Here is a 13,837-nt window from a genome sequence, read left to right on the forward strand (position 1 = left end):
GGCCGCCTCGTCGAATTCATCCGTGGCCTCATCGCCATCGGCGCCGAGGAGGGCCTCGCCACGGCACGCGCCCGCAGCCGGGCCGGCCGACGCCCCACCGCCGCCGCGTCGTCAGAGGACGTCGTAGGTCAGGTGCGTCGCGGTCGATGTCGGCGTCACGCTCCGCTGCACCAGCGTGCGCGGCGCTCCGCCGGTGAACAGTGGCGTCCCGGCACCGAGCACGACGGGTGCGAGGTGCAGGCTCAGCACGTCGACCAGCCCGGCGGCGAGCGCCGAGCCGACGGTGGCGCCGCCGCCCATGAGGACGACGTCGAGATCCCTGCCGGCGGCCGACGAAGCCGCCTCGGCGCGCTCACGCGCGGCGGCGACGGCGTCGGGCAGACCGGTGGTGACGAACGTCCAGTCGAGGCCGGTGTGCCGCACCGACTCCGGCGGCGAGCTCGTCACCACGACGAACGCGGGCTTTCCGACCTCGCCGGCGCCGTAGCCGGTCTCGTCGTCCCAGCCGTTCGGCCCGTCGACCACGTCGAAGAGCCGGCGGCCGAGGACGACGGCGCCCGAGCGGGCGGTCCCCTCGCGCAGGACCCGCCGGTCGTCGGGGTCGTCGGAGAACGCCCAGGTGTGCAGGGCCTCGCCGCCGGTACCCAGACCGCTGTCCGGGCCGGCGCCAGGGCCGGTGACGAAGCCGTCGAGGGAGACCGAGATGTCAGCAATGATCCGAGTCATACCAGCGTCATACCCGGGGCAGACCTGATCCGCAGCCCGGCGCCGTCGCTCACGCACGAGGCCGGCCGGGCGGACGCAGCGTGGCGTCCTCGCGGCGCCCGGGGCACCGGCTCCGACCAGCCCCCGGCCTCGGTGAGCAGGAAGCTCACCGGCCGGCCTTCCGCCGAGAACGCTCGGCCTCCACTGCGACGGGACGACTGGTGCCGGTCGGTCGCAGGGACGCCGATACCCCCTTTATATCGAGCATGTGTTCGATTCAGGGCGTACGCTGGAGCCATGCGCAGCTCCGTTCACCTCCAGCCCTCGCTGTTCGACGACGCCGGACCGGGCGGGATCGCGCTCGGAACGCTCGCCGGGGTGCGGCGGCAGGTGCTCGGGGCCGGGGCCTGGGTGGACGTGGTGACGGGGTGGGTCACGGGGGCGGACCTGCTGTTCGAACAGCTGGCGGCGGAGGTCCCGTGGCGGGCGGAGCAGCGGGAGATGTACGAGCGCGTGGTGGAGGTGCCGCGGCTGCTCGCCTCGTACGGGGAGGGGGACGCGCCGCCGCATCCGGTGGTCGGGGCGGCGCGGGCGGCGTTGAGCGCGCACTACGCGGCGGAGCTGGGCGAGCCGTTCCGGACACTCGGGCTCTGCTACTACCGGGACGGGCGGGACAGCGTGGCCTGGCACGGGGACCGGATCGGGCGCGGGGAACGCGAGGACACCATGGTGGCGATCGTCTCGGTCGGGGAGCCACGTGCGCTGCTGCTGCGGCCTCGCGGCGGGGGCGGACCGGTGGTGCGGCACCTGGTGGGGCACGGGGACCTGCTGGTCATGGGCGGGTCGTGCCAGCGGACCTGGGAGCACGCCGTTCCGAAGACGGCCCGGCCGGTGGGCCCGCGGATCAGCATCCAGTTCCGGCCGCGCGGAGTGGCCTGAGCACAGCGGGGGGGGCACCCCGGCTGTGGGGAGGTCCGGTCACCGGGAGGTCCGGTTGCCGGGAGGTCCGGTCACCGGGAGGTCCGGTTGCCAGGGGTCCGGGCGCGGCGGAGGCTGGCGGGAGGACCGAGGAGGACGGCATGCCGAAGGCGGGCAGGTACCGGGAGGGCGTGCCGTGCTGGGTCGAACTGGCCGCCGGGCCGGACCTGGGCCGGGCCCGGCGGTTCTACGGCGGGCTGTTCGGGTGGGAGTTCGTCGGGGCGGACGACGGCCCGGGCGAGGGCTCGGAGAACAGGCCGGAGGACGAGCCGGAGGAGGAGCCGGACGACGGCCCGGACGGGTACACCGTGGCGACGCTGCGCGGGGCGCAGGTCGCGGGGATCGCCCGAGGGCCCGGGGGCGACGGCTCCGCCTGGCTGACCTACCTCGCGGTGGACGACGCCGACCGGGTCGCCGAGGCGGTCCGGCAGGCCGGCGGGCGGATCGTCCGGGAGCCGGGCGAGGTGGCCGAGTTGGGGCGCAGCGCGCTCGCGGTGGATCCGCTCGGCGCGGTCTTCGGCCTCTGGCAGGCCCGACTGAACCCGGGGGCGGGCCTGGTCAACGAGCCGGCCACGTTCACCTGGAACGAGCACCTCTCCCCCGACCCGGACGGCGCCCGGGCGTTCTACCGCCAGGTCCTCGGGTACGAGTACGCGCGCCCGGCGGGCGACTACACGGTGTTCCGGGCCGGTGGGCAGCCGGCCGGCGGGATCGGCGGGAACCCGGGAGTGGATCCGGACGGTCCGGCGGCGCTCTGGGCGGTGTACTTCGGCACGGCGGACACCGACCGGACGGTGGAGCGGGCGGTCCGGCTCGGCGGGAGCGTGCTGGACGGGCCGGAGCCGACACCGTTCGGACGGGTGGCGGTGGTGCGGGACGACGGCGGGGCGGCGTTCACCCTGATCACCGTGCCCCAGAGCGACTCGGCGGAGCCGGCGGGGAGAGCAGAGCCGACGGATGCCGCGGGGAGGGGGGAACAGGCCGAGACGGCCTGACGCGACCGGGACGGCGCGAAGTACCGTGCTCACCGAGGCCCGGGCTCGGCTGTGCTGTTGCTGTGCGCTGTGGGCCCGACTCGACCGCGAGCCCTACGTGTTGGCCCGGCGGTCAGGAGACTCGGTCCAGCGCCGCCCGCAACCGGGTGATGTCCGCGGCGTCCTTGGCGCGGCGCGGCCTGCGCGCGTCCCAGACCGGCATCATCCGCTTGATCTCGATCTGCGCCTCGGGGCTCACGATCGGGCACTCGACGTCGCCGAGCCGTCCGGGTGCGGTGTCCAGGAGGCCTGCCGGCCAGGGAGTGCCCGCCCAGGGGCCGCCGGCGACCAGCGCCCGGCCGTCGGGGGCGAAGTCCAGCAGGGCGAAGCTGGACTCCAAGTCGTCCTTCATGAAGTCGAGTTGCTGCTCTGGCGGCCCGGCGTCGAGCGGGCGGTAGCCGAGTTCGCGCAGGCCTGCGGCCAGGACGGGGGCGTCGGCGGCCGGGGCGAACCAGTCGATGTCCTCGTGGTCCCGGGTGAGTTCACCGAGGAAGAAGTCCATCGCCCAGCCGCCACGCAGCCAGACGCCGATGCCGAGGCGGCGGGCGAGGCCCATCGTCTCGGCGATCAGGGCGAGTTGCCAGTCGGCACGTTCCCGGTTAACAGACCCCACATCCATGATTGGGACGCTACACCCGCCCCGCGTCCCTCGACACCGCATTAATCCCCACCCCGGCCGGCCCTGGCCCTCGGCGACCCTGGCGCTGACCGGCACCCGCCCGGGCCGGCACCTGCCATGGCCGCGGCCGGTCACCGCCTGGACCATCTCCGACGAGACCCACCTGCGCGCCGACCTCGCCAGGATCCGCGTCCGCGGCTACTCGATCGACGACCGTGAGAACGAGCCCGAGGTCCGCTGCGTCGCCGCCCCGATCTTCGACCACACCGGCGAGGTGACGGCCGCCCGCTCGGTCTCCGGCCTCACCTCACGGATGACCGCGGCCCGCGTCCGCTCGCTCGGCCCGGGGGTCGCCCAGGTCGGCCTGCGGATCTCCCACGAACTCGGCTCCGACCGCCAACCGGGCTGAGGGCCCTCGGCGGGCCAGGCCCCTCGGCGGGGCGCCCGCGCGGGTTTCCCGGCGACGCCGCGAAACGCGAACGAGGCCCGGCGCCTGGAACGGCACCGGACCTCGTCCGACTGTGGAGCGCCAGGCCCGGGTTGAACGGACTCTTCCTACTGAAAGTAGGACGTGCTCCGGTAGCACCACTGACGCCTGACGAGGAATGATCTCCCTCGCGACGAGAAGAACATTAGCAGGTCAGAGCCCCTGCCCCCAACCCGCGCCGCACACCGGCCACCGGCCCGCATGTCCCGCGAAACGCGAACGAGGCCCGGCACCTGGAACGGCACCGGACCTCGTCCGACTGTGGAGCGCCAGGCCCGGGTTGAACGGACTCTTCCTACTGAAAGTAGGACGTGCTCCGGTAGCACCACTGACGCCTGACGAGAGATCATCTCTCTCGCAACAGGAAGAACATTACCAGCTGACAACCCCTGCCCTGACCGGAGGCGAACCCCCTATGACCAGCAACGACCGGACCACGCACGAGACCGTCGAGTACGGCCCCGGCCGGCTCATGGACATCCACCGACCGACCGGGAACGCCGGCGGGCCGCTGCCGGTGGTGCTGCTCTGGCACGGCCGGGGGGCCGACGAACGGGACGCGATGCGGCCGCTGGCACGCGAGGCTGCGGAGCTGGGGCTGCTGGTGCTGGTCCCGGACTGGCGGTCGGACGAGGAGGACGGGGGCGCCGCGCACCTGCGGGCCTCGTTCGACCACGCGCGGCGGCACGCGGCCGCATACGGCGGCGACCCGACGCGGTTCGTGCTGGCCGGGTGGTCGATGGGCGGGAAGGAGGCGGTCGCCCTGGCCACCCACCCGAGCACGCCGGCCGGGGTGCGCCCGACGGCGGCGGTCGGCATCGCCTCCAGCTACGTCCGCCCCGCCGTCACCACCGGCGAGGTGCCGCTGCCGCTGCTCGCCGGCCGCCCCTCCCCCATACCGCTCTGGCTGGTGCACGGCACGCGCGACGAGCTGGTGCCGGTGGAGTGCTCGCGGGAGCTGAACACCGCTCTTTCGCAGGGCTCGCACCTTCTGGAGCTGGACTCCGACCACGCCGGCGTGGTCCTCGCGGAGTACGACCCGGCCCTCCAGCGCTGTGTGCCCGGGCGGGCCGAGCACGCGGTGCGCGCCGGGCGGGCGACGGCGCGGGTGCTGGCGGAGGCGGCCGGGGTGGCCTAGCCGGTCAGGCCGCCCGGCGCCAGCCGTCGCGGGCGTCCCGGGCGGCCGCCCGGGCAGGGCTCCGGGTGGCGGTGAGGAGGGGGAGGAGAAGGGCCGCCGCCGTGAAGAGGAGGAGGTGGCCGGCCTCGGGGGCGGGGCCGGCCCAGCCGAGGGCGCCGTGGCGGTGCTCGACGAAGCCGTTGTGGAAGAGCCAGGCCGCCAGGGCGATCAGCGGGGCGGCGGCCGGGCGGGAGTGGCGGCCGACGGCGGCGCAGAGCAGCGCGTAGGCGGCGAGGGCGACCCACGTCGGGCGCAGCTCCCCGAGGACGGCGAGCGCGGGCAGCAGGGCGGCGGCGGCGAGCAGGGTCACCGCGGCGGACATCGCAACGGGGAGACGGGAGGGCCGGGTCATGGGGTCGTCACCGCCCGACGGCGAGCGGTCGCAGGAGGGTGTGGTGGCGTTGGAGCGCTTCGAGTTCGCGCTGCAGCGGCGGCTTGGGGACGGCGAGGACCGGGCAGGTGGCGTGCCGGACGCAGTAGGCGGTCACGGACGGGCGCAGTGCGCGGGCGAGCACACCGCGGCCGCCGGCACCGAGGACGAGCAGGTCGCCGGGGCGGTCGGCGGAGCGGACCAGTGCCTGGCCGGTCTCGCCGCGCACAGCCTGGCTTCGCAGCCGCACCCCCGCGTATCCGCCGCCGAACGCCTCGTCCAGGGCCTGCCGCAGCCGGGCGCCTGCCGCGTCGCGGCAGGCGCTGAGCAGCGGCGGGCACGGGGAGCGGCGGTAGCCGAACTCGCCGCCGGGCGGGGTCCAGCAGTGCACGGCCAGCACCTCGGCGTCGGTGCGGCGGGCCTCGGCGACGGCGCCGTGCAGGGCGGCGAGGCTGCCCAGCGAGCCGCTGACCCCGACCACGATCCGGCGGTGGCCCTCGGGTGCCTCGTACGTGTCGAGCGCTTCGCTGTCGGTTCCGGCGCCGTTGTCCGCCATGGCCCTGCCCGTCCTTCCGGCTGGTGCTGATGTGCTGTCGGCTCCAGCAAAGCCGGGCGGTGCGCGGGCCGGCCGTTCGTTGACGGAGTTCTGACGCGCGGGGCGCGGATCCGTACGCGGCCCTGACGTCAGGCGGGCGCGGGCGGGTTGCCCGGCAGGACGTAGACGTCGACGGCGACCTGCCGTTCGGGGTGCGGGGAGGGGGTGGGCGTGAACTCCAGGTGGTACGGGAGGGGCGGGCGGCCGGTGGGGAGCAGGCCGTGGGTGGCGGCGGTGACCGCGAGGCGCAGGTAGGTGAAGGGGATCAGTTCGGGCGGGCCGGCGTGCCGCAGCGCGAGGCCGGTGGCGGCGGGGACGGTCCGGGCGGCGGCCGCGAAGTCGGCGCGGGGGACCGGGGCGCCGGGGGCGGGTGGCTCCGGACGGGTGCGGGCGTCGAGCAAGTGGCCGGGGTCGTCGACCGTGACGCCGAGCGCCTTGGTCCGGGAAAGGTCGCGGAGGTCCGGGCCGTCCGGCGGTAGCTGGCGGCGCTCACCGAGGCACGCGCGGGCCGGCCGACCGTGGAACAGGCGCCCGTACAGCGGATGGCGTACTTCGAGGACGAACCGGACCTCCCCACGCCGTACGCCTACACCGGACTGGCCCACTATCTGGTGCCGCCGGAGCAGGTGGCGGACTTCCACAGGCTGATGCGGCGCGACTGGCCCGTGCTCCTCGCCGAGCGGCTGACCACCGGGGACCGGGCCGAGGTGTACTACGGCGAGGACGACACCGGGCCGCTCTTCCTGGAGGTCGTCCGCTGGTACCGCCGGGAGGGACCGGGGATCGCGTACCGCAACGAGCGGGTCGGCGCGGTCTGGCAGGAGGCCTACCGCCGGACCGAACCGCGCGGGGCCCGCCCGGCCTGCGAGTACCTTTGGGCTGCGGAACTGAAGTTTCCTTACCACGAGGTGAGTTGATGGCACACCTGGGAGACCCCGGCCGGGCGCCGGAGCCGGCCGCGGTGGTGGCCGGACGGCTGCGGGCCGCACTGGAGGACAGTGCCGTGCCGGGCCGGGCGGAGGCCGAGCGGGCGTACCTGAAGAGCGGGCTGGACCACCTCGGGGTGCCGGTGCCGGCGATGCGGGCGCTGGTCCGGAACACCCTGCGGGCCGCGCCCGGGCTGGACCGGGCCGGGGTGCTGGAGCTCGCCGAGGAGCTGTGGGCACCGCCGGTGCACGAGTCCCGCTCCTGCGCGCTGCTGCTCCTGGAGTACCGCGCCGAACTGCTCCTCCCGGAGGACACCGCCTTTCTGGAGCGCCTGCTGCGGGAGTGCGCGACCTGGGCGCACGTCGACCTGCTCGCGCCCAAGGTGGCCGGCGCACTGCTGCTGCGGGCACCGGAGACGGCGGCGGACTTCCTGCGCTGGAGCCGCGACGCGGAACAGTGGGTGCGGCGCGGCGGGGTGCTCACGTACGTCCTCGCGCTCCGCGACCCGCGCGAATTCCCGCACCACTTCGAGGAGTTCACCGCACTCGCCGATCCGCTGCTGACAGACCCCCGGTTCTTCGTCCGCAAGGCGGTGGGCTGGACGCTGCGCGAGGGGGTCAAACACCACCCCGCCGAGGTCACCGGCTGGCTGGGGCGGCGGCTGGACCGGGTCTCCGGGCTCACCCTGCGCGAGGCGATCCGGCCGGTGGACGAGGCGGCCGCGGGCCGGCTGCTGGCGGCCCACCGCGAGCTGCACGGACGCCGCCCGCGGGGGTGAGGCCGTCGGGCCCCGGGGCGGGTCGGACACCCCATGCCGTTGGGCGCCAAGCGGATCCGCTTCGTGCGAGACCTTGGGGGCCTCGTGAGCGGGGCGGTCGGTCACAGAGGCGGATTCCTCCTATCGTCGGGTGGAGACGATCCGCCTGTCGGCGGCGCGTACGAGAGGTGATGACGGGTGTGGCCACGGGTCAACGGCATGCGTTCGATGGAGCTCGGCACTCCGGACGGGATGCGGGCAGAGCTGAACTCCCTGGTGCTGACCGGGCAGAAGACCGCCACCACCGGCCTGCTGGAGGACTACGCCAAGGAGACCGAGGGCCTGGAACACCTCGGCGAACGGCTGGCGCTGCTGAACGATCAGGGGCAGTCCATCGCCGTCATCGAGATCACCGGCGTGGAGGTGAAGCCCTTCCGTGAGGTGACCTGGGAGCATGCCCGAGCCGAGGGGGAGGGCGATGCCTCGTTGGAGGAGTGGCGCGCCGGGCACCGCCGCTACTGGAATCGCTTGGGCACCCTGGTGGAGGACGACACCCCTGTGGTCTGCCTGGCCTTCCGTCGTGTTGGGGATTGACCGCCTCGGGCCCGGTCGTCGCCGATCGGCAACCAGTCCGCCTCCCCGGCGGGTACGGCACCGAGTCTCCGCGACCCGGCGGGTCTCATCGGGCGTCGGGGCGGCTCAGGCCTCCGGCCCGCCAACCCCAGGCCCGCCGGTTCCCGGCCTGTCCGCGTCCCAGAGGCCCGCGAACATCTCGTCCAGGCGCTCCTCGCCGACCGGCGGCACCGGCAGCGGGTGGGTGGCCTGCGCGCGGAAGCCGTCCAGCAGCAGGGCGAGGTAGCGGCGCCAGAGATCCGGCCGCAGCTCGGTGGTGGCGGGCAGGGCACGGCAGAGCGGTCCGAGCAGGAAGAGCAGGTCCAGCGTGACGACGTCGGCGCGCATGGTGCCCTGCTGCTGCGCCCGGGCGACCAGCGCGCCCACCGTCTCGGCGTTCTGCCGGCTGATCCCGGTCATCGCGGGGACGGCCGGGATGGCCTGGGTGACCAGGTCGTTGATGCCGCGGTCGGCGGCGACCAGCGTGAAGATCCGCTCGAAGTAGTGCTCGATCGCACCCCAGGAGTCCTCGGCTGCCAGGGCCTCCTCCCCCGCGTCGGCGAGCACCGCGGCGACGTCCGCGAACACCTCGCCGATCAGCGCCTCCCGGTTCGGGAAGTGCCGGTACAGCGTCGCGTTTCCGACCCCGGCCTCCTTGGCGATCTGGTCCAGCGGCACGTCGAGACCGTGCCGGGCGAAGAGGTCGCGGGCGGTGGCGAGCAGCAGGTCACGGTTGCGCTGCGCGTCGCGCCGCAGCCGTCCGGGGGTCTGTGCGCTGCCTGGTGCCATGCCAGGACCCTAGCAACCCCGACGGAGGGGCCCGGCGCCCCGGAAGGCAAGCCCGGCGCTGCCCGGTCGGGCGCCGGCCCCGGGGCGTCGAGCGCCCCGGAGCCGGTAACCCGCGATCGACCCGCCGTCAGCGCGCCGCGCGGGGCCGCAGCCAGACCGCCCAGGTGAGCGCCGAACAGAACAGGTACGCCGCCAGGAAGCCCAGGTAGGCGGCGTCACCGTTGTGGCTGGCGAGGAAGGACTGCCGGAAGGCCAGGTTGACCAGCACCCCGCCGAACGCGCCCACCGCGCCGGCGAGGCCGATCAGCGCGGCCGAGCGGCGGCGGGAGTCGGATTCGGCCTCCCCGGGGTCGGCGCCGGCCGCGACGGCCGCCCGGGCGCGGGCCTGGTAGTTGGCCGGGATCATCTTGTAGGTGGAGCCGTTGCCGATGCCGCTGAGCACGAAGAGCGCGATGAAGCCGGAGAGGAAGAGCGGCAGCGAGTGGGCCCGGGAGGCCGCCAGGACGACCGCCGTCCCGGCGCCCATCGCGACGAAGGTCACCAGGGTGACGACGGCGCCGCCCCAGCGGTCGGCCAGTCGGCCGCCGACCGGGCGCAGCAGCGAGCCGAGCAGCGGGCCGAGGAAGGTCAGCGCGGCCGCCTTCACGGGGGTGTCGAATCGGTCGTGGAACTGGACCTGGAGCACCTGGCCGAAGGCGAAGCCGAAGCCGATGAACGAGCCGAAGGTGCCGATGTACAGGGTGGAGACCGCCCAGCCGTACGGGTCGCGGGCCACCTCGCGCAGCGCCCTGGCCTGGCCGCGCGGCGGGGCGGCCAGGTTGTCCATCCGTGCCCAGGCGCCGGCCGCCGCGAGCACGATCAGCGGCAGGTAGAGCAACGGCAGCAGCCTGGGGTGGGCCGCGCCCGCGGTGGCCAGGACGAACAGGCCGAGCAGTTGGACGGCCGGGACGCCCAGGTTGCCGCCGCCCGCGTTGATGCCGAGCGCCCAGCCCTTGAGGCGGTGCGGGTAGAAGGCGTTGATGTTGGCCATCGAGGAGGCGAAGTTGCCGCCGCCGACCCCGGCGACGCAGGCCACGGCGAGCAGGGTGCCGTAGGAGACGCCGGGGGTGAGCACCAGGGCGGCCAGCACGGTGGGGAGGAGCAGCAGCAGGGCGCTGACCACCGTCCAGTTCCGGCCGCCGAACCGCGCCACGGCGAAGGTGTAGGGCAGGCGCAGCAGGGCGCCGAGGGCGGTGGGCAGGGCGGTGAGGGTGAACTTGCCGGCGGTGTCGATGTGGTACTCGGGGCCGAGGAAGAGCACCAGGACCGACCAGAGGCTCCAGACGGAGAAGCCGATGTGCTCGGAGAGCACCGAGTAGACCAGGTTGCGGCGGGCGATCCGGGCTCCGGTCCGCTCCCAGAAGGTGGCGTCCTCCGGGTCCCAGTGGGTGAGCGGGCCGGTGCCGGCTCTGCCGCCGGCGGACTGCGTTTCGACGACGGCGCTCATGCGTCCCCCTCGCTTCGCTCGGCGGGGGCATTCGCCCACACGCACCCCTCAATGACTCGCTCGCTCCGCTCGCTCATGCGTCCCCCTCGCTTCCCTCGGCGGGGGCATTCGCCCACACGCACCCCTCAATGACTCGCTCGCTCCGCTCGCTCATGCGTCCCCCTCGCTTCGCTCGGCGGGGGCATTCGCCCACACGCACCTTTCGACGGTTCGGTTGCTCATGCCGCGTTCTCCGTCCGGGAAGTGGCGCGGGGGTCACTGCTGCGGACCGGCCAGAGCCGCAGGACGGCGGGGCTGCCGTCGGGGGCGGTGTCCTCGTCCAGGCAGCGGCCGTCGGTGAGGTCGAAGACCTGCTTGTACATCGGCGAGGCCAGGGTGGGCCGGTCGCCGCGGCTGCCGAGCAGGCCGCGGGAGAGGACGTGCGCGCCGCTGAACGGGTCGCGGTTGTCGACGGCGTGCAGGGTGCCGGTGCGGTCGCGGAAGACGGCCACCTGGGCGCCGTCGAGCAACACGGCCACGCCGCGTCCGGGTTGCAGGTCGTCGAGGGTGCAAACGGGCTGCCAGCGGGTGCCGTCGTGGATCTCCACGGTCATGGGGTGAGCACCTCCAGTCGGGGACCGGCCACCAGGACCGGGGTGGGAGTGAGTGTGGGGGTGGTGAGGATGCGCCCGTCCTCGCCGGGGCGGGCGGGTCGGATCTGGCCGCGTTCGGGGACGAACGTGACGGCTGGGTCGGGGGTGCCGGGGGCGTTGACGAAGGAGGAGAAGCGCCGCAGCCGGTCGGGGTCGGCCAGGGTGGCGGCCCATTCGTCCTGGTAGCCAGCGATGTGACTGGCCATCAGCTGGTCCAGTTCGGCGGCGATGCCGAGCGAGTCGTCGATCACCACGGCGCGCAGGTGGTCCAGGCCGCCCTCCAGCCGGTCCAGCCAGACCGAAGTGCGCTCCAGACGGTCGGCGGTGCGGATGTAGAACATCAGGTAGCGGTCGATGGTGCGGATCAGCGTCTCGCGGTCCAGGTCGGCTGCCAGTAGGTCGGCGTGACGTGGCGTCATGCCGCCGTTGCCGCCGACGTAGAGGTTCCAGCCGGCCGAGGTGGCGATGATGCCGAAGTCCTTGCTCTGCGCCTCCGCGCACTCGCGGGCGCAGCCGGAGACGGCGGACTTGAGCTTGTGCGGGGAGCGCAACCCCCGGTAGCGGAGCTCCAGTTCGATCGCGAGGGCGGTGGAGTCCTGGACGCCGTACCGGCACCAGGCCTCGCCGACGCAGGACTTCACGGTGCGCAGCGCCTTGCCGTAGGCGTGTCCGGACTCGAAGCCGGCGTCAACCAGCCTGCTCCAGATGCCGGGGAGCTGGTCGACGCCGGCGCCGAAGAGGTCGATCCGCTGGCCGCCGGTGATCTTGGTGTAGAGGCCGTAGTCGCGGGCGATCTCACCGATGGTGATCAGGCCCTCGGGGGTGATCTCGCCGCCGGGCACCCGCGGCACGACCGAATAAGAGCCGTTGCGCTGGAGGTTGGCGAGGAAGTGGTCGTTGGAGTCCTGGAGCGCGGCCTGTTCGCCGTCCAGGATGTGGCCGCCGCCGAGGCTGGCCAGGATCGAGGCGACGGTCGGCTTGCAGACCTCACAGCCTTCGCCGCTGCCGTACCGGTCGAGGAGTTCGGAGAAGCCGGCGATGCCGGTGACCCTGACGATCTCGTACAATTCGGCGCGGCTCTGCGGGAAGTGCTCGCAGAGGCCGGTCTGGGTGGCGACGCCGGTGGCCGCCAGCTCCTCGTTGACGACGGTGGTGAGCTGCTTGACGCAGCTGCCGCAGCCGGTGCCGGCCCGGGTGCACTTCTTGACCGCGGCGACGCTCTCGCAGCCCTGCTCGTGAACGGCCGCGCGGACGGCGCCCTGGGTGACGTTGTGGCAGGAGCAGAGCACCGCCTCGTCGGGGAGCGCTATCGGGCCCGCGGCGGCGAACCCGGCGGGCAGCACCAGCTGTTCGGGCGCCGTGGTGAGCGGCTTGCCGGCCACCGCGAGCGGCCGCAGGGTGCCGTAGGCCTCGGTGTCGCCGACCAGGACACCGCCGAGAAGTGCGCCGTCGGCGCCGATCACGAGCTTGCGGTAGACGCCGAGCCGGCTGTCGCTGTACAGCACGTCGAGGGCGCCTTCGGCGCTGCCGTGCGGGTCGCCGAAGCTGGCCACGTCGACGCCGAGCAGCTTGAGCTTGGTGGAGGTGTCGGCGCCGGTGAAGCCGGGGCCGGGGTTGCCGGCCAGCGCGCGGGCGGCGGTCTCGGCCATCTGGTAGCCGGGCGCCACCAGGCCGTAGACCCGGCCGTCCACGGTCTGGGCGCACTCGCCGATGGCCAGTACGTCCGGGTCGGCGGTGCGGCAGTGCTCGTCCACCACGATGCCGCCGCGCGGGCCGACGGGCAGGTCGCAGTCGCGGGCCAGCTGGTCGCGCGGGCGGACGCCGGCCGAGAACACCACCAGGTCGGCGGCGAGTTCACGGCCGTCGGAGAGGGCGAGCGCGCGGACCCGGCCGTCGGCGGCGGTCTCGACGGCGTTGGCGCCGGCGCCGGTGTGGACGGTGACGCCGAGGTCCTCGATCTTGCGCCGGAGCAGTTCGCCGCCGCCGTCGTCGACCTGGACGGCCATCAGGCGGGGCGCGAACTCGACCACGTGGGTGGCCACGCCCATGGCCCGCAGGGCGCCCGCGGCCTCCAGGCCGAGCAGGCCGCCGCCGACCACCACGCCGGTCCTGGCGTGCTCGGCGTCGGCGCGGATCGCGTCGAGGTCCTCGATGGTGCGGTAGACGTGGCAGCCGGCCGCGTCCTTGCCGGGGACGGGGGGCACGAACGGGAGGGAGCCGGTGGCCAGCACCAGGGCGTCGTACCGGACCTCCCGGCCGGACCGGGTGGTCACGGTGCGGGCCGCGCGGTCCACGGCGGTGACCGGGTCGCCGAGGCGCAGGTCGATGCCGTGCTCGGCGAGGAAGCCGGGCGGGCAGAGCGCGAGGTCCTCGGGTGTCCGACCGTCGAACAGCGCGCTGAGGTGGACGCGGTCGTACGCGGGGCGCGGCTCCTCGGCGAGCACGGTGACCCGCCAGCGTCCGGCGCCGGGCTGCTCGGTCCAGGCCTCCAGGAAGCGCTGGCCTACCATGCCGTGGCCGACGAGGACGAGGTCCCGTGGTCGGTCGGGCGTGTGGGATGTCATCGCGGTACTCCTCGGGGTCGTGCGGGCGTGCGGGTGGGGAGTTGAGGGGGGTGGGTGTGCGGGTGAGCAGGAGGTGCTCAGGTGAGCAGGTGGAAGGGCTGGGTG

At 74.3% G+C, this 13,837-nt stretch carries 16 protein-coding genes; 7 read left to right on the forward strand and 9 right to left on the reverse strand.

What is annotated here, in order from left to right; translation table 11 throughout:
• Positions 1-111 precede the first annotated feature (111 nt).
• A complete protein-coding gene (locus ACZ3YO_RS19660) occupies positions 112-726 on the reverse strand; it encodes a dihydrofolate reductase family protein (RefSeq protein WP_465570766.1) in 615 nt (204 codons plus the stop codon).
• Positions 727-1,002: 276 nt separating this feature from the next.
• Between ACZ3YO_RS19660 and ACZ3YO_RS19665 the strand changes: the two genes are divergently transcribed.
• Positions 1,003-1,644 carry an alpha-ketoglutarate-dependent dioxygenase AlkB gene (locus ACZ3YO_RS19665; RefSeq protein WP_465570768.1) on the forward strand — a complete coding sequence of 214 codons (642 nt, stop codon included), beginning with the start codon at positions 1,003-1,005 and terminating at the stop codon, positions 1,642-1,644.
• Between the two features lie 140 nt (positions 1,645-1,784).
• Complete coding sequence (locus tag ACZ3YO_RS19670) at positions 1,785-2,678, forward strand: VOC family protein (protein WP_465570770.1); 894 nt, start codon at positions 1,785-1,787, stop codon at positions 2,676-2,678.
• A 112-nt stretch (positions 2,679-2,790) separates the two neighbouring features.
• Here the strand turns inward: ACZ3YO_RS19670 and ACZ3YO_RS19675 are convergent, their stop codons facing one another.
• Positions 2,791-3,336: a nucleotidyltransferase domain-containing protein gene (locus ACZ3YO_RS19675; protein ID WP_465570773.1), complete on the reverse strand. Its 546-nt coding sequence runs from the start codon at positions 3,334-3,336 to the stop codon at positions 2,791-2,793.
• On the opposite strand from ACZ3YO_RS19675, the gene ACZ3YO_RS19680 reads away from it, so the two are divergent.
• Both ACZ3YO_RS19680 and ACZ3YO_RS19685 read left to right on the forward strand, forming a co-directional pair.
• Positions 3,335-3,745 carry an IclR family transcriptional regulator domain-containing protein gene (locus ACZ3YO_RS19680; protein ID WP_465570775.1) on the forward strand — a complete coding sequence of 137 codons (411 nt, stop codon included), beginning with the start codon at positions 3,335-3,337 and terminating at the stop codon, positions 3,743-3,745. The two genes, ACZ3YO_RS19675 and ACZ3YO_RS19680, sit on opposite strands and share 2 nt — an antisense overlap.
• A 493-nt stretch (positions 3,746-4,238) precedes the next feature.
• Positions 4,239-4,961 carry an alpha/beta hydrolase gene (locus tag ACZ3YO_RS19685; RefSeq protein ID WP_465570778.1) on the forward strand — a complete coding sequence of 241 codons (723 nt, stop codon included), beginning with the start codon at positions 4,239-4,241 and terminating at the stop codon, positions 4,959-4,961.
• A gap of 4 nt (positions 4,962-4,965) precedes the next feature.
• Here ACZ3YO_RS19685 and ACZ3YO_RS19690 read toward each other — a convergent pair whose 3' ends face one another.
• The 3 genes from ACZ3YO_RS19690 to ACZ3YO_RS19700 form a co-directional block, all read right to left on the reverse strand.
• Positions 4,966-5,322 (reverse strand): hypothetical protein, encoded by a 357-nt coding sequence (locus ACZ3YO_RS19690; RefSeq protein ID WP_465570781.1) that lies wholly within the window; start codon positions 5,320-5,322, stop codon positions 4,966-4,968.
• Positions 5,323-5,359: 37 nt separating this feature from the next.
• Positions 5,360-5,926 (reverse strand): universal stress protein, encoded by a 567-nt coding sequence (locus tag ACZ3YO_RS19695; RefSeq protein WP_465570784.1) that lies wholly within the window; start codon positions 5,924-5,926, stop codon positions 5,360-5,362.
• 128 nt (positions 5,927-6,054) lie between these two features.
• A complete protein-coding gene (locus tag ACZ3YO_RS19700; RefSeq protein ID WP_465570786.1) occupies positions 6,055-6,366 on the reverse strand; it encodes a hypothetical protein in 312 nt (103 codons plus the stop codon).
• Positions 6,367-6,507: 141 nt separating this feature from the next.
• Between ACZ3YO_RS19700 and ACZ3YO_RS19705 the strand changes: the two genes are divergently transcribed.
• The 3 genes from ACZ3YO_RS19705 (at position 6,508) to ACZ3YO_RS19715 (ending at position 8,243) form a co-directional block, all read left to right on the forward strand.
• Positions 6,508-6,882 carry a hypothetical protein gene (locus ACZ3YO_RS19705; RefSeq protein ID WP_465570788.1) on the forward strand — a complete coding sequence of 125 codons (375 nt, stop codon included), beginning with the start codon at positions 6,508-6,510 and terminating at the stop codon, positions 6,880-6,882.
• Positions 6,882-7,670: a DNA alkylation repair protein gene (locus ACZ3YO_RS19710; RefSeq protein ID WP_465570791.1), complete on the forward strand. Its 789-nt coding sequence runs from the start codon at positions 6,882-6,884 to the stop codon at positions 7,668-7,670. The genes ACZ3YO_RS19705 and ACZ3YO_RS19710 overlap by 1 nt, the downstream gene beginning before the upstream one ends.
• 198 nt (positions 7,671-7,868) lie before the next feature.
• Entirely contained in the window at positions 7,869-8,243 is a 375-nt protein-coding gene (locus ACZ3YO_RS19715) for an ASCH domain-containing protein (RefSeq protein WP_465570793.1), read from the forward strand.
• 105 nt (positions 8,244-8,348) lie between these two features.
• On the opposite strand, the gene ACZ3YO_RS19720 is transcribed toward ACZ3YO_RS19715, so the two are convergent.
• From ACZ3YO_RS19720 to nirB, 4 genes are all read right to left on the reverse strand, one after another.
• Positions 8,349-9,050, reverse strand: coding sequence for a TetR/AcrR family transcriptional regulator (locus ACZ3YO_RS19720; RefSeq protein ID WP_465570796.1), 702 nt, complete (start codon positions 9,048-9,050; stop codon positions 8,349-8,351).
• A gap of 127 nt (positions 9,051-9,177) precedes the next feature.
• Complete coding sequence (locus ACZ3YO_RS19725) at positions 9,178-10,536, reverse strand: nitrate/nitrite transporter (protein WP_465570798.1); 1,359 nt, start codon at positions 10,534-10,536, stop codon at positions 9,178-9,180.
• 218 nt (positions 10,537-10,754) lie between these two features.
• Positions 10,755-11,129, reverse strand: a complete 375-nt coding sequence (gene nirD / locus ACZ3YO_RS19730; protein WP_465570801.1) for a nitrite reductase small subunit NirD — start codon at positions 11,127-11,129, stop codon at positions 10,755-10,757.
• Positions 11,126-13,732 (reverse strand): nitrite reductase large subunit NirB, encoded by a 2,607-nt coding sequence (gene nirB / locus ACZ3YO_RS19735; RefSeq protein ID WP_465570803.1) that lies wholly within the window; start codon positions 13,730-13,732, stop codon positions 11,126-11,128. Before nirB ends, nirD begins: the two co-directional genes overlap by 4 nt.
• Positions 13,733-13,837: the final 105 nt, after the last annotated feature.

This window comes from Kitasatospora sp. NPDC022785 (assembly GCF_055561295.1).